Origin of the sequence: Microbacterium testaceum StLB037, assembly GCF_900104345.1 — a bacterium.
Taxonomy (GTDB): Bacteria; Actinomycetota; Actinomycetes; order Actinomycetales; family Microbacteriaceae; genus Microbacterium; species Microbacterium testaceum_A.
Window position 1 is genome coordinate 1 of the sequence record NZ_FNJN01000006.1, and the last position, 25,505, is coordinate 25,505.

The window sequence follows — 25,505 nt, forward strand, 5'->3', positions numbered from 1 at the left end:
TTTCCTTTCGATAGGGTTTGGTAAGACGATCGTATAGCCAGTCTTTCCGCTGTTGATGAGGAATTGGCTGAGAACGCGGCCTCATCGCGACTGAGTGAGAGACCCGAGATCCACGCCTAACTCCGGGGCTTGAACGAGCTCCCTGCCTCCGACGTGGTCAGGTAGCGCGTCGTTATCGTTTTGCCATGGAATGTCCGACATACATCGCGCCGGAGCGAGAGATCGTGGACGCGGCGGTGACTGCCGCGCTGCAAGGATCAGGCGTTCGCGTCCCGCCGTCGCATTGGGAGCTTGTGAACCACGGTTCCTCCAACCTGGTTGTTCTCGCGGGCAGCGCCGCGGTGCGCGTGAGTCGGAGCCCCCACGCGGCAGCCGTTGCCCTTCATGCCCAGAAAGTAATCGACTCGCTTCCCGAGCTGCCGTTCGCCGTACCCCGATCGCTCGCAGAACCCATCGCCGAGAGCGGCATCGTCGCGATCGCGCAACACCGCATCCCTGGGGCAGCGCACCGACCGGGCGAGGGCGACCCGCGGAGCATCGCAGAACTGCTCGAGGCGTTGCAGGCCGTGTCCGTCGCTCCACTCAAGCAGCACCTCGCCCAGTCTCACGCGTTCATGGGCGGCGCGGGCTGGCACTCGATCATGGTCGAGGAAGCAATCCCGCGACTCGACCCGGCAGTTCGACGCGCGGCCCGTGACGCCGCGGACAGCCTTGCAGCTCTCCAAGGCCACGCCACATCCCTCATTCATGGAGATCTCGCCGGCGAAAACGTTCTTTGGGAGAACGGGCGCGTCGTAGGCGTGTTGGATTGGGACCTTGCAAGCGCTGACGACCCGGCTGAGGACGTCGCAGCGTTGGCCGCGTGGCATGGATGGGATGCACTCGAGAAAGCCTGCACGGCGGACATCGTGGCGCGGGCGCGCTTCATTGCCGCGACGTTCCCGCTTCAGCTGATCCGTTTCGCCCTCGTCAATGACCGCCCGGCGCAAGAGGTGCAACGCGCAGTGGAGAAAGCCAACGCACGTATGACGCGTTTGGGCTGACGGAAACGCATCGCTGGTCAGGCAGCGGGAGTGCGCGAGAAGCGGGCTCGCGGCAGAAGTGAACCGACGGGCCGTTCGCGATCGGTGTTGAAGATCGCGTTCGATATCCGATCGGTCGATGGACCACGGGAAAGCTGGAATCATCGACCGATGATCCTTCACAGTGCCCGTGTTGCCTTGGAACCGATCTCCCAAGAACTTGCCCGGCGTATCGTTGATCGCCAGGAGCAGCCTGGTGACAATTGGCATCCTGAGTACCCCTTTGCGGATGAGCTGGTCCCATTGGCGGCCCTCTCTGCAGCTGAACCGACGAACAGCCCGTTCACGATGTACCTGGTTCGAAGAACGGACGATGGGCGCGCGATCGGTGGCTTCGGGTTCTTCGGACCTCCGGACGAGCTGGGTCACGTCGAATTCGGTTACGGTCTCGTCCCGTCAGCCCGCGGAGCAGGCCTCGCGACCGAAGCGGTGGGGCTAGCCCTGCGTTTCGCATCGGCCTGGGGCGCCCGCGTCGCGGCCGCCGACACAGACGTCAGAAACATCGCCTCTCAGCAGGTCCTGCTGAAGAACGGCTTCTCTGAGATCCGGCGGGATGACGCACTGGTCTACTACCGTCGGCGCTTCGGGGCTGAGCGCCTCGCGTGATTCCGCGCAGGCGTCGCTCACGACGCCTGCCGACGAAGCCCGTAGGTCGCGGCGCTTCCGCCCGGGCGCCACTTGACCCCGCGGGCCAGCGGCTCGTCGACGCGGGCGAGAGCGCCGATGCGAGCCCGTGTGTAGCGCCAGGCGCCGCGGCCGGGGAGGATAAGCCGCAGAGCCCTGCTGAACGCGAGCCGGGTCAGCTGATCCACGGACGGGTGCCGGCGCCGCATCCAGTCGATGTAGATCTCATGAACCACGACCATGGGCACGAAATCCCAGGTGAACTGGTCGGAGTGCTCACGCCAGAACGCCGCGACGTGGGCGTCGGGGGAAGGGGTCGCCACCGTGGCACTCGAGGGGTGCGGCAGAGCCGCGGCGACAGCGTCCCACATGGGCGCGGTGTCCGGATCCGCGCGCAGCTCGGCGGCGTAGCTGTCGAACAGGTCCGAGATCTGCTCGCGGACGCCGTGGAGCGTGGTGAGTCCCTCGAACGAGGCCTTGGGCTCGGACAGGAGTCCGCTGAGCGAGCTGATGGCGATAGCGATGGTCTGCGTCTGCATGATGCTCCTTCGAGTGGATGTGGGATTGTGGCCCACCGTTGCGGAACCATCGGAAACCACCCGTCGGCGGCTCTGCCGTCGCCGGTACCCAAAAGCTCGATGGGGCATGGTCCGCGTGCAGTCGCAGCCGACGCACGCCGTCCCGATGCAGGCAATCTCGAAGCACGCTGGGCTCGCTGGTGGGGCACAGGGGAGGGTGGAAGTACCACGTAGCCAAATGCATCTGGTACGCACCGCCGTCAAACAAATGCCAGCTCAGGGGTGATTTCGAAGCACGCCAGGCTTTGCCGCGCACCGGGAGGGATTTTCTTCCGGTACGCACTCCAGACCCCGTTCTCGCCCGGTTTTCTGGGGTTTTTGGAGAGAGAAAGAGTGAATGTACCGGGAGTACCACCTATATCTACAAACTCCACACGTACGCGCATGCGCGCACACGTGCATGAGGTTGTACGCGTCAGGTGGTACACGTGGTACATCGGCACAAAAGGCCAGATCAGCGGAGGTAATTGAGCGAATCAGCGTGGTACCGCAACCGGTACGCCCACGCGCGAACTCGACCTGTATAGGGAGCCTGAACTGGGGTTTTTTGCTATACGACGCGGCGAGCACGCGTACCGGATGCGCTGGTACGCGATGCAGTGAGAGCGGTGAGCGAGAGAAAAGCCCCCAAGGAGCAGATGCTCCCCGGGGGCTTCTTGAACCGTTCGTGCGCTGAGCGCCGAGCTCGGGCAGAGTGCGTCATCTGGGACGCTCTCAGATTCTCCTTCTACCGCTGGTAGGCGAGATGCGGGGTGGGCCAGCCACCCCCGGTCTTAGCAGGGACGGGTGCCGCCCATACCGTTGTCCACGACGCAGCCACCGCCGCCTCCGACCTGGCCGCCCGCGGGGGGACCGCCGCCGCCGGGCCGCGAGCCACCGGAGGACCCGGTGTTGCTGGAGCCACCGGAGTTGTTCGACGAGCCACCACTGGAGTTGCGCTGGGCGGCCTGCTGGCGAGCGGCCTCCTCGGCAGCGGCTACGGTAGCCTGGCGAGCGGCTTCCTCCTCCGCCAGGCGCCTGGCTCCGGCTTCTGCGGCCAGACGCTGAGCCTCGAGCTCCGCAGCGATGCGCGCGGTCTCCTCGCCCCGGAAGGCTGCATCACGTGGTTGTGGCCGTCGCAAGACCCGGTAGTCCGGGGGCGCCTTCATTAAGATTGGACTCAAGCAGGGGGAGCGTTGGGAGGTCGACGCGTGACGATGTCTAATGACGACGACAACGTGTCCAGCAATCCCATCGAGCAGGCGCTCGCTGTGATCGAGAAGGGGCATCAGCTCGCGGGACATTTCCCCAGCAAAGCCATGATGGATCGTGCTCGCCGCGTACTCGACGGCCGACTTACCGCAGCTGATGCTGAGGCCGAGATGAACCGTGAGCTCGCTTGCATCGTCGCGCGCGAGCGGGTATCGCGCAAAGCCTTGAAAGGCGTGTGACGCGTCCAAGACTCGCCCGTCCTTCGCTCAGGGTTGAATCCGGCCGATGACCGGGAGCAAGAGGTCAACGTGCGAAGCCTCGACAGGAGAGCTCAACCCGGAGTCCGGCCTTGGTGAAGGACGGACGACCGATTGCGCGGGACGCTCTGATCGGCTGGCTGTCCCATCTCTGGTGTGGGCCTTCTAGTCTTTCGGTGTGACAGGTGCCCAAGTCGGCGCAACAAACACCCCCGGAGCGAACGTCCGCCCAACGCCGAGTGCTCTGCACGCGTTGAAGGACGCGATCACGACCATCCATGGGGATAGCGACTGAACTGCGCACATCATGACAGAAGCGACCGTCGTTGGGCGGACCATCGTTATCGGCCCCTCTCTTCGAGCCGGAGATGAATGGTCCGGCCTCCGCTGGGGCATTCAGTCGCGTTCGGACGCCACGCCGAAGCGACCAGAAACTGCCGCGCGCGTCGCCCGTTCATAGGCGCGCCCGCGGTCCGCCATGGATGAGAAATGCCCAGCGATTCAAGGTTCCACCGGGGCTCTCAATGTCCACCAGCCAGCCCGGCGGTTTGCCTCCGAAACACAAGTGGGTTCCCGGGACACGTTGTGTATCGGGAACCCACCGAAATGTGCGCGAAGGTCCAAGCCCCTCGCTCACCCCCGATGGTAGTCGAAGCGCCCAAGGTAGGTCGCTGAACCGCAGGCACGTTTGGGCAACTGCAGCCCGCGTCGTGACGCAGGTGGCCCCGCTCGGTTTCTGAAAGGCAAAAGGGAACCCAGGCTCGGTGTTGAGCCCTACCTGTGGGCCTTATTGCGCTCGGACGCGGGCCCTGGGCCACGTGCGTTGTATGCGTTGTACGCGTTGCATGCAACGCATGTGTTGAACCCAACTGTTGAGTTGAACCCAACTGTTGAGTTGAACCCAACTGTCGCCACCTGTTCCGCCTAGCACCTGCGTGACGAAGGGCTCAAAATAACGCCGGCGGCCATCGCGCACACATTCGGGTCGACCCATTTCTGAATCGCGGCAGGTTGCCAAGTATGAGCCGGTGCGCGGACGTCGTTGTAGGGGCTCTTGCGCGCGGAGAGTGGCAATCGCGTCTGGGGCGATACATCCCTCCGAGGCGAGGCAATCCTCGGCAAGGCGCTCACCCAGAACGTGTCCAAGAGCAACTTCGACCCCCTCGTGCGCCGAGCTCGCTCACGTGCGTGAATTCCGGACGCCGTTCAACAGTACCTTCTTCGACAGCGCTGCCGCGATGGTCCACACCTACGCGTCAGGGAGGCCGCGGCACGTGGAGCTGCCCCCCCCCCCCGGAGGGGGGGAGTACGATCCCTGCCGCCTTTGCGTGGTGCGGGTCTTCACTTGAGGGTATGCGCGGTCAATGGGTCAGGTGCGGCCATCAACGGTACGACCGAGGACTCAAGAGAAAGTCGCCTCAGTGGTAGGGGCCGGTGCGACGCCGAAGGGGGCCGGCGCGCTCCGAGCGGCTGTTCATCCTTAGACAAGCATGTCGACAGTCACTCCGCCAGCGGAGTCGGCCACCAGAGTTCGGGGCAGCGCACGTTCCGGAGGTCTTGCGCGCTGAGCACAAACGCTCAATGACACAGCTCCCATTCGAGGATGACCTCGACACGGCGGGGGCTCTTGCCCTGAAGCAACCACTCGACCGGAGTCATGCGCTTACCACGAGATGTCAGATCTTCCTTTGGGGTGCTCATGAATCCTTGCACGCTTGCCGGATCCCATTCCTCGAGAAGCGACGCTAACACGCGCGCGAGGTGAGGTAGCAATTTGTCCTCAGTTTCATGCGCGAACTGCCATTTCGGATAGACCGTAACACCGCCGACAGGGAAAGAGTACAACGTTCCGATCCGCGCGCGATATTGAACCTCTCGAACGTCCAGGCCGAGCCTCTCCGCGACTTCGTGTTCACCGTATGATGCGGCAATTGTTTCCAGTCTGGTCCGATCTTCCGACTCACGCAGCTCACCGCGTGCAAGGCGTTCTTCCATCTCGACGAGACTCTGTGTTGTGAATACCTGGGACTCAATCAGGATTGCGCGGATATGAGGAGTCATTCCTGACGAGTGGGATTCCGGGCGTGATGCGCGAAGGAGTCGCGTGGCTTCCAAGTGTAGGGTCCGTAGTATTTCCGGTCCGCATTCGGATCGGTCGATTCTCGCGAGCGATTCATCGACCGCGTCAGCTAGAGTGAGCGGCCGGGCGGCGGTTGGCATGACGACCTCCCTGAGAGCAATATCTTCCGATGCGTTGCATTCTGACCGTACCGCTTCGAAACATGCACGAGCTTGCGTGCCATCGGGACCGTCCCCATCGCCGTAATGGCGGTCATCGTGAAGACCCTCGACCTCCTCGATAACGCCGGCGCCCTGCGTCACCAGCTGGCCGCCGGCGACACACCCTACGTCGTGCTCCGCCGGGCCCAGAAGTACTTACCCGCGGTGAAGGAGCTCAGCCCTGCGCTGCGCTTCATCGGCGAGACGGAGATCGCCGATGACCTCGACAAGCTCGAAGGCCACCTCGAGGAGATCGTCGCGAGTCAGTGGGTCAGCGGGTGAGCCTCTAGGCCCCACCGAGAGCATCTCGAAGGGGACAGCTGCAGTCGCTAATCAGCCCCGAGGGGGCGAAAGAAGAGCTTCACGAACGCCGCTGCGCGGCTGGCGCCAACCCTTCGGCCACGGCTCCTCTGTGGAGGATCCGCGTCCTTCGATGAGGTCGATGACGGCTACACGCAGAGGCCACGGCTGCGCCGCGTCCTGCGCTCCAGCGAGGCTGAAAGCGACCGCGTCCCCGCGGCCGCGTCGGGGATCCAAGAGGCTGTCACCACTGCGTGGCACCACCCTCGCCTCGCGTTGCTCGAAGGCTGTCACCCAGGTGCCACTTCGTTCTCAACCTGGGTGACAGCCAATCCCCGACTTTCCCAGGGAAAAAGGTGCCGCTGTCACCAGCCCGCCCTTCGGGTCCTACGGATTCCGGTCTGGTGACAGATGGACTGGTGACCACCTTTTTCCCTGATGCTGTCGCAAAACATGACCTCGATCCTCCGCTGAAGCTCCGGATGCTCGGGGGTAAAGAAAAGAGCATAAGGGGAGGTGGCACCGGGCTGCGTTTCTCCGTCGCTGCGCTCGGTCGAATCACATCCCGGTGGTCGGCATAGCCGACACCTCTTCGGTCACCCGTTCGGGCGTCGCTGCGCTCCTTCTCGCGGGTTCCCTCACCCTCGCCGCTGACGCGTCGAGGGCCCCTACTGCGTCGCTTCGCTCCTTGCCCTCCAACGCCCCACTGGGGCGTTCTCGGGTGCTCCCGTCGATGTCGCTTCGTCGCTTCGCTGTGGCGCGGCATCGCCGGTTGAACCCACCCTTCGGGCGGGGGTGTGAGAGCGCGGCTGAAGCCGCTGATGATGTCCGAATGAACCAACGGCGCGGGGTCGCGGTCGCGATGCGACCGAGCGTCTGAGAGCGCCCTCCGCGCCAGGGCAGTGAGAGGTCGGCGGTGCCGACCCGGGGGTTGGTTCGATGTCCGTCCCAGGTTCGTGGTCGGAACGTGAGACCAACCTGTTGACCGACAGAGGATGACGTGAGTTCGCTGTGGCTGAGAGTACGAATCGGGACCTGCGCGAGCGGCTGACGTCCTCGCTGGAAATCCCCGAGACGTCTCGCCTCGAGCGTGGACTTGGGACGCGGAAACGCGACAGTGCGGCGCTGAGCGCCGGCTCTCGGTTTAGGGCTCTCTGGGGTCGCGGGCAAGCGGGGCGGCGCATGCGCATCGCTCCGGAGCGGACGGCGGCCGACCCAGGTCCGCCCCATCTCGACGAGCTCGCTTGCGAGCGCATGTTGATCACCATGATCGGGTGGCGCTTCGATGGGGGCACTTCGTCATTCGTCACTGATGACGTCACGCCTGAGCGCATGGACGCTCTCGTCCATGCCGTGATCGCCCTCGGGCCGCGCGTCGTTCAGTTGAACGTCGCCGGGCTCTCCAGAGAGCAGTATCTCGAGGTCGTCGACCACCTCGCCGAGGGATCGTGGCTGACCGTCACGCCGCTGCTCGAGGAGCGCCTGGGCTCTGCCTGATCGCGCGCCCGAGGCGGCGAATCAATTCCGAAATCATTCCGCGAATCATTTCGGCGGCGGCCTCCCCGCGAGGGAAGTCGAGCTGACCCTCGTGGCAGAAGTGGTGCACTCGTGCGTTGAAGTGCGGCCATGGGGGCTCGCGATAAATGTCAGTGCCCACTAGTAGGGTCATGAGCAAGCCTGACGACAAAAAAGGGTCAGAGCCATTCGGCTCGACAAGTGGATACGCCAAGCAACCGCTAACGGGTTCGGCTACCAAGGTCCCTTGGAATATCTCTTCCAAGGACCCATCATGTCTTCACAGGCCCCCGCGAGCACTCGTCTGCTGGACTCGCTCATCACGCCGGCAACCCTTGCCCAACGTCTCGGCACGACCGAACGCAGTTTGAGCGAATGGCGCATCACCGGTCGCGGACCGAAGTTCATTCGCATCGGCCGCAGTCCCCGCTACCGTCCAGAAGCCGTAGACGAGTGGCTTCTCTCGCAAGAGCACGGAAGCACCTCGGAGGAAGCCGCCTGATGGGCAGCGCCTACTCCTATGACACGAAGATCGGAAAGCGTTGGGAGGCGCGATACCGAAAGCCGGACGGGAAGACTGCCCGTAAGGGAGGGTTCGCGCGCAAGCGGGACGCCGAGGCGTACATCACCTCAGTGGAGTCGGCGAAGCTGCAGGGCGCGTACATCGCCCCGGGAGAGTCGCGAATCACCGTCCGTGAACTGGGTGCGGAATGGCTCATCGCGCACGCGGTTGCGGTGAAGCCGTCGACGTTCCACAGTGACGAGAGTGCCTGGCGCGTGCACGTCGAACCAGCGTGGGGAGGGCGCCGCGTCGGCACGATCCGGCACACCGAGGTCGCAGCATGGATCGCTGAGCTGAGCGCCGCGCGCTCAGCTACCACCGTGAAGCGTTGCCACGGCGTTCTCGCATCCATCCTCGATGGAGCAGTCCGCGATCGCCGGCTACAGTCCAACCCTGCGCGCGAGGTGAAGACCCCGCGCAAAGTTTGCAAGCAGAGGGCCTACCTCACGCATCAGCAGGTCGAACGGCTCGCGACAGCTTCTCTCTATCCGGACGTCGTGCGCTTCCTCGCATACACAGGCCTTCGGTGGGGTGAAGCGACGGGACTAACGGTCGCAGACGTCGACCTATCGCGGCGTCGCCTGAACATCTCCGCGAACGCCGTCGTCGTCAACGGTCACGTGATCGTCGGCACGCCGAAAACTCACGAACGCCGCACGGTGGTCTATCCGGCTTTTCTCGACGCGGCTATGACCCGTGCAGTCATGCTCAAACGGCCGGACGAGTTGATCTTCTCCGCCGGAACCGGCGGCTACCTTCGACCGGGTAACTCGAAGTCCGGGTGGTTCGCAGGCGCATGCAAGCGTGCCCGACTCGAGGATGCGTCTGCTGCAGCCGAAGCTAGGGCCCGGGGGGAAGCGGTTCGTGTGATCATGCCGCGCGTCACGCCGCATGATCTTCGACACACCGCTGCTTCACTTGCGATCAGCGCCGGCGCGAACGTCAAGGCGGTCCAACGAATGCTCGGGCACGCGAGCGCCGCCATGACCCTCGACACTTATGCCGATCTGTTCGACGAGGATCTTGACGACGTCGCCGCGGCGCTGAACGTGGCGCGTGCCGCGTCAATCGGGCCGCTCAGCACTCAGCCGTCCCCGCCCTCTCATCCGGACGCATGAGAGGACCATCGCCGCATACTGATGCGAACGTCCTTGCCCAGCCAATAGAGTCGCGCGATCACAAGCCGTCCGCCGTGCGTCTGCGGTAAACGACGAAGTTCGCTGGAGACTTCGAGGATCCAAACTTGCCAGCGAATCCCACCTCCTGCATACGCTTGGCAATTGCCCTGTGGGCTGCATCGTCTGGCAACTCGATGACTCCGCGACCCGGACTCGCCAGGTCTGCGTACTCACCTCCGAGCAGCTGGAACAACGACCCGAGGGCGGCCCCCGAGCGGTTTTCGATATTGAATGCAACCAGCGCGACTACGTCTGCCCTGGGTACGCCCAGTGAGGCGATGTACTGGAGGTTGCTGGTTTGAACGGGCGCTCGCTCAGCCTTCGCGAATTCAACCAGCGCTTTGGCGGCTACCCGATTCGCACGAGACAGACTTCGCGGGAGAGACAAGATGCGCCGTCGTACTGTTTCGCTGATAGATGGCGAGAGTGCGATCGCTTCGACAGCATCGCTGTCGAGAACATCACTCGTGACGTAGTTGGTGAACTCGCTTGAATACTCCATCAGCGCTGCGCGCGCAGTGGGCCAACCGGTCAGCGCAGTGAACGTGTTGATGTCGTCCCGAAGGACACCGACGCTGACTAACCTGGCCACCAAGTCTGAGTCGTCGAGTTCCAGGTCCTCCACGGTCAATTCGGGCGCTGCGGCCAGGCTCGCTATCAGAGTGGCTTTGTCATCGTTTGCGATCAGCGAGGCCTTCAGGATCCGGTCGCGGGTCCTCGTCGACAAGTCGGCGTCGGAACCATCGTCCTCGAGTTGCGAGAAGTGGGCGAGGAACTGCTCAATGTCTGACTCCGATGCCGTCCCGTCCTCCAGCCGGGCCTCCAGCTCGGCGATGTTTGCGACTGTCGGGGTCGCGCGGCCCGCGCGTGCCACGGATGCCTGGAGGGGCTTCCCAACCTCGGCTAGGTCGGCAATCATGGCGCCGGGGCTCGCCAGCCGAGCGATTTCCTCAACCAGATCAGGACTCGACTCTCCGACCCAATTGAGCGTCGCGCTCATTACAGTCTCATCTTGGATCGCGACAAGGTCCTCGTTAGTACGAATCATGTCGACATACTCGGTCCCATTCCGTACAAGAAGATCCGCGAGCCATGGGTTCGTCTCGCGCAACCCGTCGAGACTGAGCTCTGCTCCGCGCGCGGCAACCTTGAGGTTCGTACGGTTCAGTTCGAAAAGTTCGCGCTGCATCGCATCACTACGCTGCGGCTCGGGCAAAACCCGAAGGTCCGGCACTTTCGCGTCGAGGCGCCGAAGCACTGATGTGATTGTTGACGAGGCGACCGCGCTGACGGGTTCCGTGAGAGCGACCATGCGGTGAGCGTTCTCCGAAACGAAGATGCGCACGCGCTCGTCTCCGTGATAGGGGCGAGCGGATCCTCCGAGGAGCGCGGCGGAGAAGTAGGCGACCGCGCGGCCGATGTTGTCGGCTGCGAAGTTGGCTACGATCCATTCGAACAACCGCGAGTCGTGCGCTGCGAGCTTCTCTAGCAAGAGCGAACCCGACTGGCTGCGATCGAGGAATGAGCGCAGGAAGGCACGATCTTCGTCTGTCGCGGATCCCAGGACCAGGAGCAGGTTGTCGAGGGACTCGGAGTGCCTTGGCTCCGTCAGCAAGCGTTGGATGATCTCGATGTTGTAGAACGAGCGATCATTGATCGCAGGGGCTCCCGCGTAATCGATGAGCGCATCCACGTCGCTCGGTTTGCTGAACCGATACGTCAAGTTTGCGCGGCCGTCTTGGACGTGATGGAGGAAGTATGTCATCGCTGAGGCCGTGATTCGGGCATCCCGAAACTCCGATGCGTACAGAGTGAAGTTTCGATCCACAAGCTCATGCAGGAGTAGATCGTGCACCAAGGACTCTGGGAACAGTAGCTCAACGAGTCGATCAAACCGGATAGGGCCGTCCGGCAGTAGGTCATCTCCGGTCAGCCTCGCCCGGTCGCGAGGCTCGACGTCCACTGAGTAACTGGCCTCGACGAGCAGGTCGGCTACGGAGCGGCTCTCGAGACTGAGGATCTCCTCCTCGCGAGCCTCAGCTTGACGTGCAAGCTTGTCTGTCGATTCTGATTCCCAGAGGTCGGGGTCGCACTTGACCCCCAGCCCAGCTTCGATGTCAGAGATGGTGTAGTTCGCAGTCAGGTTAACCGCGTTGTAGTTGCGGACAGCTTGATAGATGGCCCCGAGCGGAGGATGCTCCGCGAGATCTCGCCAAAACTGGACGGTCTCGAGCTGCGCGGGCTGATAGGTCCTGGATCCAACGGTGTACGTACTAGGAGGCTGTTCGCCATATATTCCGCCAAGGCGGGACGCGTATTCGTGGAGCTTCGCCCCGGTATCCTTGGCGATCTGTTCCGCGTGCGGGTTACGTGAGCGTGCGCGCAGCTTTGCGGCTTCCTTCGAGAGTCTTGCGGCATTCTGCTCGATGGTCGCGGTTCCGGCGCGAAAGAGGATGTCGAGTCGGCTGGTTGCCGATCGTATGCGCTCGAAGTCGCCAGGGTACAGATTTTTGAAGACGACCATCGCAAACAGGCGCACCGGGCTGAGGTCCTTGAGGCCGTCTTCGTTGAGAATTCGTCGCCGGAATAGCTCCCACTCGTTTCGGATGTTTTTTATGAGACGCATATCGGTCAGATGCGCCGAAATGGTGTCGACCAAGTGCGGGCTATCGGGCGCCGATTTTCCCAACGTTTCCAAGATTAACGAGGCGGAACTCTTGTGTGTGATGAATGGCACCAGCGGCACGATGGCTCCGAAAAACTTCGCCCTCTCTGACCCCGCGCCTACCTCGGTCCCCGTGTCGAAGACGCTATCTCTGAGTGCATATACGAATCTTACGCACTTCTTGGAGTTGAGCTGCTTGGACCCATTGAGAAGGGTGTTCAGTTCCTTGAGTGCCTCGAAGATGTGTGGTTCGTTGAAGCGGTCCAAGTCCTCGAAGATCACGATGTCTACTTCTGTTCGTTCAAAGAAGTAGACGATTTCATCGAGATACTCGTCGAAAAAGTTCGTGTTTGCGTTCGTTAACTTAATGGAGGCGGCGGCCGACCCGAGCTGCTCGACCGTTACTCGACTGTGGAACGCCGCCTGGGTCATCAAGGCGAGACCGAACACAAAAAGCCACGCTGCAAAATGGATCGCTGCTGCATACAGCCACGGGTCCGGCAGAAGCCGTACCAAGCTCGCGAGTGCGTCTGTCGCGAAGAGGATCACCGTCGACACCGTGGCCACGGCGACGGCATAAGCCAGTGCCAAACGCCACCTCATCGGCGTGATCCTCTGGAAACGAGAGCCGGGCATCTTCGATGGTCGCTCGATATAGAGGAGCTGCTTGACAATCTCTTTTTGAACCACGTTGGTCTTGGTCATCTGGCGATCAGGACTAGCGCCCGCCGACCCTCGCTTTTCTTGGGCGACTGCATCGCCCAATGTGGGGAGTGAGATCGTGACTGCCCGCGGTCCGACGTGCTCGATGACGCGTTGGATCACACTGCTCTTGCCCGCCCCGTAGGGCCCGGTCAACGCGATGCTTCTAGGCGCGTTCGCTCGCGGTTTCTCCAGCTCGTGTATGAGCAGTCTCGCGTACTCGCCATGCGCGGTCTCGTCGAATCCAGGCTCCAGGGACAGTAGCTCGTAGTCGGGTTTCAAGCCGTTCGGTAGCGGCTTGTACAGCTGTGACAAGGCTTTCGCCAGGCCGCTCGCCCGAGCTTTGAGCCACAGATTTTTGGTTCGGTGTTCCACGGGTCTCAGGGTAGAAGCAGATGACACAGTCGAGCTGCCCTGTGCGAGTGCGGGTCGTGTCCTATTTTTCGTATTGCTGGCGGTAGGCGATCACCGCGCCGCGGTTGAGCGGTAACGCAGCAGTAACGGGATGCATGCGGCATCCCGTGAACAGGCGTGCACAGGTGTGAATGGGTTCCGCATATCTGCGCGGTTCTCGGCGCGGCCCGGCGGTAGAACTAGATCGTGAGATGGGTTCAAATCCCACCGTCACCGCCACCACGAAGGCCCCGAATCCTCACGGATTCGGGGCCTTCGTCTTGTCTCCTCGCGATGCGTCGAGCGCGTCGCCCTGACACGATGACTTCATGCCCGTCATCGAGTCCCGCTGCGTCGTCCCGGTCGACGTGAGCGTCGCGTTCGCCGTGTCGCAGACCACCGGCGAGACCCGCCAGCGATGGGATCCGTTCATCCGGCGCCAATACTTCGTCGATGGTGCGACCGCTCCGGCGAAGGGCGTTCGGACGTACACCGTGCAGCGTTTCGGCTTCCGAATGGAGAGCGAGTACGTCTCCTACAACCCGCCGTCGAACGTCGGCATGAAGATGACGAAGGGGTCCTGGTTCTTCGAGCGTCTCGCCGGCGGGTGGAAGTTCACCCCCGTCGCCGACGACCCCGGCAGCACTCTCGCCGTCTGGCGGTACAACTTCGCCTGCCGCCCCCGGTGGCTGGCACCGCTCGCTGAACGGATCGGCGCCGTCGTCCTGCAGTACGACATGGATCGGCGCATTCGCGGTTTCGCGAAAGGATGCTCCGACCCGACTGTGCTCGCCGCCGTGCGCTGAGCGGGGCTGCTGGCCGGCTGGGACACGGGGCCCGGTCGCCGCGTCGATACTGGCGCGAAGGCGCCCGCCCTGCCACACCGAGAACCCCACCTCGGAACGGGCGCGTCAGCTCGTTACGGAGCCGCGTCAGTGACCCGATAGTAGGGCTGGACTCTTCCGGGCTTGCACGAGGTGCGCGCGTGAAGACGCTGACCCGCGACGTCCACGCCCTCGTTCCGATCGGAGCCGCCGCATGACCGCCCCCACCACCCGTGAGCACCGGACGTACCCGGTGCTGACCCTTCCCGTGTTCGATCTGCGGACGGGGGATGTCGTGGTCGGCACCGACTCCGAGATCATCGGGATCGAGGCGGAGAACCCGTGGACCCGTCGTCTCACTGAGCGGCATCCGGACGGGCAGATCACCCACTTCACGTACGACTGCGCGGACGAGCTCGCGGTCCATCGCCGACCCGCACCCGTTCCTGTCGTTCCCGCGGCGGCGGCGGAGGCAGGCTCCAACACGGGGCGTCTCGCCGGGATCCGCTGCCCCCGGTGTGCGCACGAGCGTGCGTTCGTCATTCAAGTCACCTTGAACGTCGTCATGCTCGACGACGGCGTGGATCCGACCGCGGCGGGGCAGCCGTCGGCGGAGCACTTCCCCGCGCGCGTCATCGACCCGCGGAGCGGATTCTCGAACGGCGACCCCATCCAGTGCCACGAAGGTCGAGGCGGCTGCGGCCACCGCGGGACGGTCGACGAGTTCCGCATCCACACGGGCACTGACGCCGCGGGGTGACCCTGCCGCCGGGCGGTCGCGCCACCGGCCTGGATACGCTCGACGCATGGACGAGGACTCACCGTCGGCGGCGCCCCCGCGCGAGATCCTCCGTCACCCGGCATTCGCCTTCTTCTGGACCGCGACGACGCTGCGTGCCTTCGGTTCTACGATCGCCGGGGTCGCCTTCCAGGTTCTGATCGTGACGGTGATCGGCGCGACGCCCGGGCAGGTCGGCATCCTGAATGCCCTCAGCGTCGTTCCGTACCTGTTCCTCGGTCTGATCGTCGGCGCGTGGATGGATCGCTGGCGACGACAACGGGCTTTGGTGGTGACCACGATCGGCCGGGCGGTGGTGCTCGCGATCGTCCCCGTCCTTGTGGTGACGGGGGCGCTCGATTTCTGGTCGCTCGCGGCGGTCACCCTGGCGCTCGGGGTTCTCACCCTGTTCGGGGACTCCGCGGCGCAACCGCTCCTGCCGCGACTCGTGCCGCGGGCGTCGCTTCCCGCGGCCAACGCCCGACTCGGCCAGAGTCAGACCGTCGCCCAGACGGCGGGGCCCGCGATCGGCGGTGCGCTGCTCGCGATCGTGGGTGCGCCGATCCTCTTCGTGATCGACGCCGTCATCGCGGCCGTCGCCGCCCTTCTGCAGTCGGGCATCGTCGTGTCCGAGAAGAGGGCCGCGCCGCGAGCCGCCGGTCGACACGTCGGGCACGAGATCGCCCAGGGCATGCGCTACACCTACCGGCATCCGACGCTCCGGCCCCTCGCCCTGTCGATCCACGTGTGGTTCCTCGGCAACAGCATCGTGGTGACGGCATTCGTCGTCTTCGCGCTGCGAGAACTCGCCCTGCCGCCCTGGGCCTACGGGGTGGCCCTCGCGCTCGGGGGAGTGGGCGGTTTCGTGGGAGCGGTCATCGCCCCGCGCCTCGGCGCCCGCCTCGGGGCGGGACGCGCGATCCTGCTGGGCCGTGTTCTGGTCGTGCTGCCCTGGGCGGCTCTCGCGCTCGTCCCGCTCAGCCCCGACGGTGGCATGGGGGTGACCCTCGGCGTCGTCGCCGCCGCCCAGTTCGTCTACGGACTGGCGATGGGGATCGAGGACCCCAACGACATCTCCTACCGTCAGTCCGTCGCACCCGATGGCATCCAGGGGCGGATGAACTCCACCATCCGCACCGTGAACCGCACGGTGTTCTTCGTCGGAGCGCTCCTGGCGGGGCTGTTGATGACCGTGATCGGTCTGCCCGCGACGCTCGGCGCGGGCGCCGGGTTCTTCGTCCTCGCATCCCTCGTCATCGCCTTCTCGCCGTTGCGGAGTGCGCGGCACGGAGGCACGACGAAGAACTGAGGGCCCCGAGCCTCACCCGAACAATCGCCGGCGTCCCCGGACCGGCACCGTCCGCACCGCCGCGGTGACGACCGGGGCGGTGACATCGAACGCCGCTCCGCCGGGCACCGACTCGAGCAGCCGCCGCGTGTACGCCTCGCGCGGATCGGCGAACACCTCGGCGATCGCCCCCTGCTCGACGATGCGCCCGTGCAACAGCACGACCACCTCGTCGCACAGCTCCTCCACCACGGCGAGGTTGTGCGAGATGAAGAGCATCGTCAGGTTCCGCTCGCGCTGCAGTCTCTCGAGCAGCTGCAGGATCTCGGCCTGCGTCGACACGTCGAGAGCCGAGGTGATCTCGTCGGCGACGATGACGTCGGGGTCCACGACCAGAGCCCGCGCGATCGCGATGCGCTGGCGCTGACCACCCGAGAACTCGTGCGGGTAGCGGTCGACGGCATCCTCTCCCAGAGCGACGGATGCCAGGGCTTCGACGATCCGCGCATGGTGGCGCCGCTGGCGTGCGCCGACGGGATCGATCGCCTCGGCGAGGGTCTGCCCGATCGTGCGTCGCGGGTCGAGGGACGAGAACGGGTCCTGCGGGATGTACTGCACGCGACGCCTCACCGCCGCGACGCTCGCGCGCGGGGTCGACGCGGGCGACGACGGTGAAGCAGGGGCGGAGCGATGGAGCGGGATTCATCAGGGCCTCCGAGGCGGGTGGGCGGCGCTTCGTTGCGCGTGTCCTGAGTATCCTCATAGTGGATGTTGTAGTCAACAGCATTCACTAACTCGTAACATCCGCCGACGACGGCGGTAACACCGGGCTCGCCGGCGCCGCCCGCCGCTCCTCGAACGTCGCCGGCGGTCGGCGTCGATCGGTAGGCTCGTTCCCGTGGTGTCGCTTGCTTGACTCCATAGTGAATGAGATGATCATGACCATTCACTGACCCCGCTCGGGCCGATCGACGCTCGCCGGGGTGAGATCGGGGGCGTCATGACCGAAGAGGCGAGGACCCGGCGCAAGCGCGGATCGCTCAGTCGCGCGGAGATCGTCGAGGCGGCCCTTCGACTGATGGACGGCGAGGGCGAGTCGGCGCTCACGTTCTCGCGGCTGGGGGCTGAGCTCAAGTCGTCCCCGACGGCGGTCTATCGGCACTTCGCCAGCCGCGACGAACTGCTCGAAGCCCTGGCCGACCATCTCGACGGCATCTCGCTCGAGGGCTACGAACCCACCGACGAATGGCGCGCCGACCTCGAGGATCTCGCGTGGCGCGCCTGGCGCACCGCCGAGGCGCACCCCGCGGCCGCCGCCCTCACCCTGTTGACGGTGGCCAACAGCATCAACGAACTGCGGGCCGTCGAATGGATCCTGCGCGCGATGGCGGTTGCGGGTCTGCACGGACGCGAGGCGGTCGTGCAATACCAGGTGTACGCGCAGACCGTGCTCGGCGCCGCCTCGGCGTACGGCGCGCGCCTGGCCGCCGGCGCCACTCGGGAGGTGGCGGACGGGTGGATCCAGGTCTACGCCCCCACCGACCCCTCGCAGTATCCGCACGCCGAGGCGGCGAAAGCGGAGCTGGCGCTGGTGAACTACCGCGAGGTGTTCGCCAAGCAGCTCGAGATGTACCTCGACGCCCTGGCCACGGTCGCAGCCGCCGTCTGAACGACGAAGGCGCCCCGGCTCAGCCGAGGGCGGGCTGCTGCTGCGTGATGCAGTGGATGCCGCCGCCGCGGTCGAAGATCGGGCGCGAGTCGACCGTGACCACCCGGCGACCCGGGTAGGCATCGGCCACGACCTCTCGAGCGCGGGCGTCGGCGGTCTCATCGCCGAAGCCGCACAGCACGACACCGTCGTTGGTGACGAGGTGGTTGATGTAGCTCCAGTCGAGCCAGCCCTCGTCGTCGCGCAGCGTTGTCGGGGCGGGGATGCCGGTGATACGCACCTCGCGGCCGCGGGCGGCGAACGCGTCCGAGAGCTCGCGGCGCACCAGACGTGACACCTCGAAGTCGGGATGGGTGGCATCCGTCTGCTCGTGGATGAGGACGTGCTCGGGCGAGGCGAACGTGGCCACGATGTCGACGTGTCCGTTGGTGCCGAGGTCGTCGTAGTCGCGGGTCAGGCCGCGGGAGAGCCAGATGGCATCTGTCGCTCCGATCGTGCGGGCCATCTCGGCCTCGACGCGGGCGCGGTCGGCGAAGGGGTTGCGGCGCGGGTCGAGCTGCACGGTCTCGGTGAGCAGCACCGTGCCGGTGCCGTCGACATGCAGACCGCCGCCCTCGGCGACGAGCAGCGAATCGATGCGCTCGGCTCCCAGGTGTTCGGCGACGACGCGGGCGATCCCCGCCGACTTCTGCCACTCGGCCCAGTCGGGGGCGCCCCAGCCGTTGAAGATCCAGTCGACCGCGCCGAGGACGCCGGGGCGGTCGGGGTCGACGACGAAGGTGGGGCCCATGTCGCGCATCCAGAACTCGTCGAGAGGGGCCTCGACGATCTCGATGGCAGACGAGAGCATGCGCCGGGCTCGGGTCATCTCGGTGGGGTCGACGACCATCGTGACGGGCTCGAACTCCCGCACGGCGTGTGCGACGTCGGTCCAGGCCTGGTAGCCCTGTTCGCGGAACTCCGCGCCCTCGCCGAGGGTGATGCCCTCGCGCGGGAACGCCATCCAGGTGCGCTCGTGCGGGGCGGATTCAGCGGGCATGCGCCACATGGCGTGCTCCTTCTCGGGTCAATCGGGTCAGTAGCCGGTGGTGAGGACGCGGTCGAGCGCGTCGACGAAGACGTCGACCGAGGCCCGCGTGACCACCAGGGGCGGTTTGATCTTGAGGACGTTCTGGAAATCGCCGGTGGGCTGCATGATCACACCGAGCTCGAGCAGGCGATCGCAGATCGCCGCGGTCTCGGCGGTCGCCGGTTCGAGGGTCTCGCGGTCGCGGACGAACTCGACGCCGAGGTACAGCCCCGAGCCGTGCACGGTGCCGATGAGGTCGTGCTTGTCGCCGAGCTCTTCGAGGCGCCGCTTGAGGTGGCCGCCGACGACCCGCGCGTTCTCGTGCAGGCCTTCCTGTTCGATCACGTCGAGCACGGCCATGCCGATCGCCGACGAGACGGGCGAGCCTCCGGTGGAGGAGAAGAAGTACCCCTGCGTGCGGTAGCGGTCGGCGATCTCGCGCCGCGTGATCACCGCACCGAGCGGGTGACCGCCGCCGATGGACTTCGCCACCGCGACGATGTCGGGCACGGCCCCCTGCTGCTGGAAGCCCCAGAACCACTCGCCGAGGCGGCCGTAGCCGACCTGCACCTCGTCGGCGATCGCGAGCCCGCCGTGGCGGCGGATCGCGGCGTACACCTCGGTGAGGTAGCCGTCGGGAAGAGCGACCCCGCCCGCGTTGCCGAAGTATGTCTCGGCGATCATCCCCGCCGGAGGGCGACCGGATGCCGCGAGCTCGTCGATGACCGCGACGGCCTCGGGCGCGTACTTCCCGGCATCCGCCCCCCGGTGCTTCCCCCGGTAAGAGTTCGCCGCGTCGACGGTGTGCACCCAGTCGGGACGCGTCTCGAGGGCGAAGGGGTTGTCGGCGATCGAGGTGGAGACGGCATCGCTCGCGTAGGTCCACCCGTGGTACGCCTCGCGCATCGCGACGATGTCGGGGCGGCCCGTCGCCGCCATCGCGAGCCGGATCGCGAGGTCGGTGGCCTCGGAGCCGGAGTTGACGAAGAACACGGTGTCGAAGCCGTCGGGGAGGGTCGCCACGATCCGGTCGGCGAAGTCGGTGATCGCGCGGTAATGGAAGCGCGAGTTGGTGTTCAGCAGGTGCATCTGGCGGGAGCCCGCTTCGACCACTCGGGGGTGCGCGTGGCCGACCGAGGCGACGTTGTTGACCATGTCGAGGTAGACCCGGCCGTTCACGTCGATCAGGTGTTCGCGCCACCCGCGCTCGATGCGGGGAGGGGTCGCGTAGTAGTGCTCCTGCACCTCGGCGAGCACCTCGCGGCGTCGCTCGAGCACGTGGTCGTCGACCGGGGCCGCGGCGGGCGCGCCGATCACGGCGCCGGGGTCGCCGGCCACCTCGCGCCAGGCGGCGGCGAGGGCGGGCGTGGTGCGCGTCGGGGGGACGAGTCCGCCGAGCGAGCGGCGCATCGACAGACGGGTACGCGCCGGAAGGGTTCCGGATGCCGCGTCGGCGGGCACTCCGCCGATCGCCAGGGTCCCGGCATCCGTCGTCACGATCTGCCACCCGTGCTCGTTGCGCTCGCTCCGATCGAGGGTGACCGGTGACGCGAGCCACACGAGCACGTCGGTCGGCACGGTCTCGGGCGTCGAGGGAAGCGGGTCCGTCGTTCCGGTCAACCGCGCGCGCCACGCGGGCACGGTCACGACGTCGGCGCCCGCGTCGAGGGCGGCGAGAGCCGCGTCGTCGAGGGTGGCGGCGTCGAGCCAGGCGCCCGCGTCGTTCAGCGGTGACTCCGTCGAGGCGTCGAGCTCGACGTGGCGGCCGAGCGACAGCACCGAGGTGCCGGTCCACGCGGGCGCTTCGGCGCGGGCACGCCCCAGCGCCGCCCGGGTCGCGGCGGTGATCACGGGGATCGGAACGGATGCCGCCTGCACCAGGATCCGGAACTCGCGGTCGAGCGCGACGGTGGCGTAGGCGTTCGCGTCGTCGAGGCGCACCTGCGCGCGCCCGCTCAGCACGAGGACCGCGCCGCGCAGCATGACGAGCGGCCAGAGGGCGGTGATCTCGTCGTCGGTGAGGTCGCGGATGCGGTCGAAGGCGCGGATGGCGGGAAAAGCGCTCTCGGGTGTCGCGCCGTCGTGATGCAGCACCGACGACACGGTCACGGCGATCTCGCCCACGCGCCACGACGCGCACACGTCGCCGAAGTCGATGACCGCGTCGGGCACCGTCTCTCCGGGGGCGCGCAGCACGTTGTCGTCGGTGACGTCGAAGTGTCCGGCCTGCACGGGCAGGGCGTCCTGCACGGGGGCGAGGGCCGCGCGGGCGGCGTCGGCGGCGCGCTGCACGACGTCTCGCACCTCGGCATCCGGTTCGAGGGGGAGCAGGGTGTCGATGACGCGCCCGGCGTGGCGGAGGTCCCATTGCAGCACCCGGCCGCTCGCGGGGTGGGTGAAGTCGGCGAGCGACAGGCTCACCGCCCCCGACAGGGCGCCCATCCCCTCGACGACGGCGGGGGAGAGGTAGCCCGAGCCCATGAGCGTGCGCCCGGCGATGTTCTCGATCACGCGCGCGTGGATGCGGCCCTGGCTCGACTCCCACCACGTCGACATCGCGCCGCGCGGCCCCTCGACGATGCGCGGGATGCGCACGTGGGGGCTCCGCTCGGCGACGAGAGCCGCCGCGGCATCCTGCATCTCGATCTCGGCCTCGCTGAAGACGGGGTTGCTGAGCTTGAGCACTCCGAGGGGCTCGGTGGAGCCCCGGGCGAAGACGCGGAAGTTCTGGTCCTGCTGGCTGCCGAGCGCCTGCACGTCGATCTCGACGCCGAACGTGTCGGCGAACAGACGCTGCACCTCGTCGTCGGAGAGCGTCGGGGTGGGCAGGTCGACCTGGCTGAAGTAGTCGAAGACGGGGGTCGGAGCGGTCTCGGTCACGGTGTGTTCCTCGGGTGATTCGGGTGTCACAGGGGAGAGTCGGATGCCGTGGCGACGGCGCCCGCGACGGCACCCGCGGCATCGCGCACGACGATGACGATCAGCGGGCCGTAGGGGGCGATCCACTCGCTCACGGGCTCGCCGGATGGCGCGGGGGCGACCTCGGCGGTGACTCGGCCGTTCTCGAGTCGCGCGGGAACGCGCACGCCGTCGACGAAGAGGGCGTGATCGACCGCGACGCCTCCGCTGACGGTGGCCGAGACGGTCACGCGCTCGCCGTCGCGCGAGACCTCGTCGACGGTGACCGACAGCTCGCCCTCGGCCGCGGGGCGGGGCTCGGCGAAGGCCGCCTCATCCGGCAGGGCGGGGGTGCGCGGAGGCGTCGTGCGGCGCTCGCCGAGGGCGGTGATCGCCTGGGCCAGCTGCACGAGGCGCGTGTCGCTGTAGGCGGGACCGGCGAGGGTCAGGCCCACCGGCATCCCGGTGTCGGCCATCGTCCCCATCGGCACCGTGACGGTGGGGATGCCGAGGTGGCGGGGAACCAGGTTGCCGTTGGAGACCCACACGCCGTTGCGCCACGCGATGTCGGCCGAGGCCGGGTTCACGTCGGCGTCGGCGGGACCGACGTCGGACTGCGTGGGGAAGATCACGGCGTCGAGGCCTTCGGCATCCATCCACTCCTCGAAGTCGACGCGGCGCGTGTGCTCGAGACCGCGGAGGCCCGTCTCGAGGCTCGCCACGTCTTTCCAGTCGGGCTCCCACTCCTGCGCGCGGGCGACGTACTCGCCGATGTCGTACGAGATGTCGTAGTGCCAGATGCCGTAGCGGTCGGGGAGCGCACCCGGAGGGTGGGGGAAGATCAGGGCCGCCTCGGCGTCGGCGAGGCGGGGCAGGTTCGCGTCGCCGTTAGTGCGCAGGAAGGTGTCCATCGCCCAGACCGCCAGGTCGCCGACCTCGTCGTCGAGGAAGGCACGCGTGACGAACCCGCGGTCGAGGAAGTCCTCGTCGCCCGCGTGCAGCTTCTCGTAGCGGTCGACCGCGGGGAAGTCCGTCTCGACGACCTCGGCGCCGGCGGCCTCGAGGTCGGCGCGCAGGTCGTTCCAGAGAGCGATCACGCTGTCGCGCGTGACGATGGGCGAGGCGTTGTCGGGGTCGCCGTTGACGTAGATGCGCGGTACGGCGAGGCGCAGCCCCGCGAGCGGCAGCGGCTCGAGCGCGGCGAACGATGCGGGACGCACCTCGGACGGGCGCGGGAGGTCGATGAACGGCTGCGTGCGCCAGAGGTCGCCCTCGGTCTCGGCGTCGTCGGCGACGACCGCGTCGAGTACGTGCTGCAGGTCGCCGACCGACCGCGTGTGGGGGACGACGACGTCCATCGTCGGGACGAGTGGCCAGTTGCCGCGTACCGAGATCACCCCGCGCGAGGGCGTGTAGGCCACGAGGGCGTTGTGCGAGGCGGGGGCGCGGCCCGACGACCACGTCTCTTCGCCGAGCCCGAACGCGCAGAAGCTCGCCGCGGTGGCGGTGCCCGATCCGTTGGACGAGCCCGAGCCGAAGGCGGATGCCAGGTAGTCGCCGTTGTAGGGGGACTCGGCCCGGCCGTACACCCCGCGCTGCATGCCGCCGGCCGCCATGGGCGGCATGTTGGTGAGCCCCAGGAATACGGCGCCCGCTGCGCGCAGGCGCTCGACGGCGAAGGCGTCGTCGCCGGCGATCAGGTGGCGGAAGGCCGGAGACCCGGATGCCACGGGCAGGCCCTCGACGCGGTAGCTGTCCTTTGCGGTGAAGGGGATGCCGTCGAGGGGGCCGAGCGTGCGCCCCTGTGCGCGACGCAGGTCGGAGGCGCGGGCCGCGGCGAACGCGCGGGGGTCGAGCACGGGCACGCTGTTGAGCCGGATGCCGGCGCGGTCGTACGCCGCGATGCGGTTGAGGTAGCGGGCCACGAGCTCGACGCTGGTGAGCTCGCCGGCTTCGAGTGCTGCACGCAGGCGGTCGATGTCGGCGTCGACGACGGTGAGGGCCTCGGTGGTCATGGCGGTAAACATACACCGTTTGTTTTAGGTGTGCGAGAGTGAGTTCGTGAGACCGTGGACCCACGGCTCGCACCGAAGGGGGAGGCCGTCATCGCCAGACCGCATACGCCACTGCTGAGCCGTGACCTCATCGCGCGGACGGCCCTCGCGCTCGTCGACCGACACGGCCCCGACGGCGCCAGCGTCCGCCGTGTCGCCGCGCGCCTCGGTGTCAATCCCGCCTCGCTGTACAACCACGTCCCCAACCGTGCGGCCATGGTCGAAGACGTCCGCGCGCTCGTCTCGGCGCACATCGACTCGAAGCCGCTGCGGGAACTTCCCTGGGAGGAGGCGCTGCGGGCCTGGGGTCGTTCGTATCGGCGGGCCTTCGCGCGGCACGCGCGCGTGGTGCCCCTGCTGATGACGGAACGCGCGTCCGCGCCCGTGCTCCTTTCGCAGTACGAGGACTTCGCGGCCGCGGCAGAGGCCGCCGGCTGGGCGCCGCGAGACGTGATCCCGCTGCTGACCGCCTTCGAGTCGTTCATCCTCGGCAGCGTCCTCGACATGTCGGGTCCCTCCGTCGTCTTCGACCCCACGGGGCAGGAGGAGGCGTTCCCGCGCTTCTCCAACGCCTTCGCGACCCTGGCCGACGAAGACCCCGACGACCCCGTGGCCACCCGGGCCTTCGAGCGGGGGCTCGACATGCTCATCGCCTCGGCGCGGCCCCACTGAGCCGCACGCGAGATAGTGAAGCACATTCACTATATTCGTGACAAGATGTCGCGAGGCCGCCCTCTCGTCGGACCGCCTCGTCCTCACCCGGAGAGAGAAGCGCCATGCCCGAACCGACAGACATCGCCATCGTGACCGGGGCCGGAAGCGCCGAGGGGATCGGCGCGGCGACCGCGCTCGCCCTCGGGCGCGCCGGCATGCGGGTGATCGTGACGTCCACCACCGACCGCATCCAGGAGCGCGTGGCCGAGCTGCGCGGCGCCGGGGTCGACGCCCGCGGCGTCGCGGCCGACCTGACGGATCCGCGCGGAGTGGAGGTGGTCCTCGATGCGGCGCGTCAGGCGTTCGGCGAACCGACCGTCCTCGTCAACAACGCCGGCATGACCTCGGTGTCGACGGCCGATTCGCCGGCTGCGATCGACGACATCACCCTCGACCAGTGGGCCATGTCCCTGGACCGCAACCTCACCACGGCTCTGCGCATGACCCGGGCGGTCGTGCCCGGCATGCGGGCCGCCGGATACGGTCGCGTGGTCAACGTGGCATCCATCTCGGGTCCCGTCATGGCCTACACCGGCGATGTCGCCTACCACGCGGCCAAAGCCGGCATGCTCGGGCTGACCCGTGGCGCGGCCGTCGATGTCGCGGCGGCGGGCATCACCGTCAACGCGGTGACGCCCGGATGGATCGCGACGTCGTCGTCGAGCGCGCACGAGATCGCGATGGGAGCCGCCACTCCGGTCGGCCGATCGGGAACCCCGACCGAAGTCGCCGCGGCCGTGGCGTTCCTCGCGAGCCGCGAGGCGTCGTACATCACGGGCCAGCTGCTCGTCGTCGACGGGGCGAACTCCATCAACGAGGAACGCGGGGCCTGACGGGCGAACCCGTCGACGGGTCGGGGCGTCCAGCGGAGTGCTCTCGGCCCG

Annotated in this window: 19 protein-coding genes and 1 pseudogene; 13 read left to right on the top strand and 7 right to left on the bottom strand. The window is 66.7% G+C overall.

The genetic code is table 11. The features are described from left to right. Positions 1-185 precede the first annotated feature (185 nt). Together BLS25_RS12895 and BLS25_RS12900 are read left to right on the top strand one after the other, a co-directional pair. Positions 186-1,043: a phosphotransferase family protein gene (locus BLS25_RS12895; protein WP_074696337.1), complete on the top strand. Its 858-nt coding sequence runs from the start codon at positions 186-188 to the stop codon at positions 1,041-1,043. A gap of 150 nt (positions 1,044-1,193) precedes the next feature. Next, positions 1,194-1,688 (top strand): GNAT family N-acetyltransferase, encoded by a 495-nt coding sequence (locus BLS25_RS12900; protein WP_074696339.1) that lies wholly within the window; start codon positions 1,194-1,196, stop codon positions 1,686-1,688. A gap of 17 nt (positions 1,689-1,705) precedes the next feature. Here the strand turns inward: BLS25_RS12900 and BLS25_RS12905 are convergent, their stop codons facing one another. Further along, complete coding sequence (locus BLS25_RS12905) at positions 1,706-2,245, bottom strand: hypothetical protein (protein ID WP_074696341.1); 540 nt, start codon at positions 2,243-2,245, stop codon at positions 1,706-1,708. Positions 2,246-3,501: 1,256 nt separating this feature from the next. Between BLS25_RS12905 and BLS25_RS16490 the strand changes: the two genes are divergently transcribed. After that, positions 3,502-3,714 carry a hypothetical protein gene (locus BLS25_RS16490; RefSeq protein ID WP_176786373.1) on the top strand — a complete coding sequence of 71 codons (213 nt, stop codon included), beginning with the start codon at positions 3,502-3,504 and terminating at the stop codon, positions 3,712-3,714. Positions 3,715-5,310: 1,596 nt separating this feature from the next. On the opposite strand, the gene BLS25_RS16715 is transcribed toward BLS25_RS16490, so the two are convergent. Then, entirely contained in the window at positions 5,311-5,727 is a 417-nt protein-coding gene (locus BLS25_RS16715; protein WP_143017957.1) for a hypothetical protein, read from the bottom strand. 297 nt (positions 5,728-6,024) lie between these two features. On the opposite strand from BLS25_RS16715, the gene BLS25_RS12910 reads away from it, so the two are divergent. From BLS25_RS12910 to BLS25_RS12925, 4 genes are all read left to right on the top strand, one after another. Then, entirely contained in the window at positions 6,025-6,294 is a 270-nt protein-coding gene (locus BLS25_RS12910) for a hypothetical protein (RefSeq protein ID WP_143017958.1), read from the top strand. A 1,350-nt stretch (positions 6,295-7,644) separates the two neighbouring features. Beyond that, positions 7,645-7,809 carry a hypothetical protein gene (locus BLS25_RS16965; RefSeq protein ID WP_176786374.1) on the top strand — a complete coding sequence of 55 codons (165 nt, stop codon included), beginning with the start codon at positions 7,645-7,647 and terminating at the stop codon, positions 7,807-7,809. A 292-nt stretch (positions 7,810-8,101) separates the two neighbouring features. Continuing rightward, positions 8,102-8,329 (top strand): helix-turn-helix transcriptional regulator, encoded by a 228-nt coding sequence (locus BLS25_RS12920; protein WP_081349847.1) that lies wholly within the window; start codon positions 8,102-8,104, stop codon positions 8,327-8,329. Then, the gene (locus tag BLS25_RS12925) at positions 8,329-9,507 is read left to right on the top strand and encodes a tyrosine-type recombinase/integrase (RefSeq protein ID WP_074696347.1); all 1,179 of its coding nucleotides are present in this window, start codon (positions 8,329-8,331) and stop codon (positions 9,505-9,507) included. The genes BLS25_RS12920 and BLS25_RS12925 overlap by 1 nt, the downstream gene beginning before the upstream one ends. Positions 9,508-9,565: 58 nt before the next feature. Here BLS25_RS12925 and BLS25_RS12930 read toward each other — a convergent pair whose 3' ends face one another. Next, positions 9,566-13,309, bottom strand: coding sequence for a YobI family P-loop NTPase (locus BLS25_RS12930; RefSeq protein ID WP_143017959.1), 3,744 nt, complete (start codon positions 13,307-13,309; stop codon positions 9,566-9,568). Positions 13,310-13,656: 347 nt separating this feature from the next. On the opposite strand from BLS25_RS12930, the gene BLS25_RS12935 reads away from it, so the two are divergent. The 3 genes from BLS25_RS12935 (at position 13,657) to BLS25_RS12945 (ending at position 16,238) form a co-directional block, all read left to right on the top strand. Then, entirely contained in the window at positions 13,657-14,133 is a 477-nt protein-coding gene (locus BLS25_RS12935; protein ID WP_074696351.1) for an SRPBCC family protein, read from the top strand. A 232-nt stretch (positions 14,134-14,365) separates the two neighbouring features. Continuing rightward, positions 14,366-14,911, top strand: a complete 546-nt coding sequence (locus BLS25_RS12940; RefSeq protein WP_074696353.1) for a hypothetical protein — start codon at positions 14,366-14,368, stop codon at positions 14,909-14,911. A gap of 46 nt (positions 14,912-14,957) precedes the next feature. Beyond that, positions 14,958-16,238 (top strand): MFS transporter, encoded by a 1,281-nt coding sequence (locus BLS25_RS12945; RefSeq protein WP_074696355.1) that lies wholly within the window; start codon positions 14,958-14,960, stop codon positions 16,236-16,238. Between the two features lie 12 nt (positions 16,239-16,250). Here the strand turns inward: BLS25_RS12945 and BLS25_RS12950 are convergent, their stop codons facing one another. Then, complete coding sequence (locus BLS25_RS12950; RefSeq protein ID WP_235556933.1) at positions 16,251-16,847, bottom strand: ATP-binding cassette domain-containing protein; 597 nt, start codon at positions 16,845-16,847, stop codon at positions 16,251-16,253. A gap of 370 nt (positions 16,848-17,217) precedes the next feature. Between BLS25_RS12950 and BLS25_RS12955 the strand changes: the two genes are divergently transcribed. After that, positions 17,218-17,886, top strand: a complete 669-nt coding sequence (locus BLS25_RS12955) for a TetR/AcrR family transcriptional regulator (protein ID WP_081349849.1) — start codon at positions 17,218-17,220, stop codon at positions 17,884-17,886. 19 nt (positions 17,887-17,905) lie between these two features. Here the strand turns inward: BLS25_RS12955 and BLS25_RS12960 are convergent, their stop codons facing one another. The 3 genes and pseudogenes from BLS25_RS12960 to BLS25_RS12970 all read right to left on the bottom strand — a co-directional run. Beyond that, a complete protein-coding gene (locus BLS25_RS12960) occupies positions 17,906-18,934 on the bottom strand; it encodes an agmatine deiminase family protein (protein ID WP_074696357.1) in 1,029 nt (342 codons plus the stop codon). A 27-nt stretch (positions 18,935-18,961) separates the two neighbouring features. Continuing rightward, on the bottom strand, positions 18,962-21,835 hold the full coding sequence (locus BLS25_RS12965) for an aminotransferase (protein WP_074696359.1): 2,874 nt from the start codon (positions 21,833-21,835) through the stop codon (positions 18,962-18,964). A gap of 359 nt (positions 21,836-22,194) precedes the next feature. Continuing rightward, positions 22,195-23,868: pseudogene (locus BLS25_RS12970) on the bottom strand (amidase); the annotation flags it as partial. 54 nt (positions 23,869-23,922) lie between these two features. Between BLS25_RS12970 and BLS25_RS12975 the strand changes: the two are divergent. Next, complete coding sequence (locus BLS25_RS12975) at positions 23,923-24,579, top strand: TetR/AcrR family transcriptional regulator (protein WP_081349850.1); 657 nt, start codon at positions 23,923-23,925, stop codon at positions 24,577-24,579. 104 nt (positions 24,580-24,683) lie between these two features. Then, complete coding sequence (locus BLS25_RS12980) at positions 24,684-25,454, top strand: SDR family NAD(P)-dependent oxidoreductase (RefSeq protein WP_074696363.1); 771 nt, start codon at positions 24,684-24,686, stop codon at positions 25,452-25,454. Positions 25,455-25,505 lie beyond the last annotated feature (51 nt).

Excerpts from the sequence above, each read along its gene's own strand:
- BLS25_RS12895 (WP_074696337.1), top strand. The coding sequence starts at position 186 with ATGGAATGTCCGACATACATCGCGCCGGAGCGAGAGATCGTGGACGCG.
- BLS25_RS12900 (WP_074696339.1), top strand. The coding sequence starts at position 1,194 with ATGATCCTTCACAGTGCCCGTGTTGCCTTGGAACCGATCTCCCAAGAA.
- BLS25_RS12905 (WP_074696341.1), bottom strand. The coding sequence starts at position 2,245 with ATGCAGACGCAGACCATCGCTATCGCCATCAGCTCGCTCAGCGGACTC.
- BLS25_RS16715 (WP_143017957.1), bottom strand. The coding sequence starts at position 5,727 with ATGGAAGAACGCCTTGCACGCGGTGAGCTGCGTGAGTCGGAAGATCGG.
- BLS25_RS16965 (WP_176786374.1), top strand. The coding sequence starts at position 7,645 with ATGGACGCTCTCGTCCATGCCGTGATCGCCCTCGGGCCGCGCGTCGTT.
- BLS25_RS12920 (WP_081349847.1), top strand. The coding sequence starts at position 8,102 with ATGTCTTCACAGGCCCCCGCGAGCACTCGTCTGCTGGACTCGCTCATC.
- BLS25_RS12925 (WP_074696347.1), top strand. The coding sequence starts at position 8,329 with ATGGGCAGCGCCTACTCCTATGACACGAAGATCGGAAAGCGTTGGGAG.
- BLS25_RS12935 (WP_074696351.1), top strand. The coding sequence starts at position 13,657 with ATGCCCGTCATCGAGTCCCGCTGCGTCGTCCCGGTCGACGTGAGCGTC.
- BLS25_RS12940 (WP_074696353.1), top strand. The coding sequence starts at position 14,366 with ATGACCGCCCCCACCACCCGTGAGCACCGGACGTACCCGGTGCTGACC.
- BLS25_RS12945 (WP_074696355.1), top strand. The coding sequence starts at position 14,958 with ATGGACGAGGACTCACCGTCGGCGGCGCCCCCGCGCGAGATCCTCCGT.
- BLS25_RS12955 (WP_081349849.1), top strand. The coding sequence starts at position 17,218 with ATGACCGAAGAGGCGAGGACCCGGCGCAAGCGCGGATCGCTCAGTCGC.
- BLS25_RS12960 (WP_074696357.1), bottom strand. The coding sequence starts at position 18,934 with ATGTGGCGCATGCCCGCTGAATCCGCCCCGCACGAGCGCACCTGGATG.
- BLS25_RS12980 (WP_074696363.1), top strand. The coding sequence starts at position 24,684 with ATGCCCGAACCGACAGACATCGCCATCGTGACCGGGGCCGGAAGCGCC.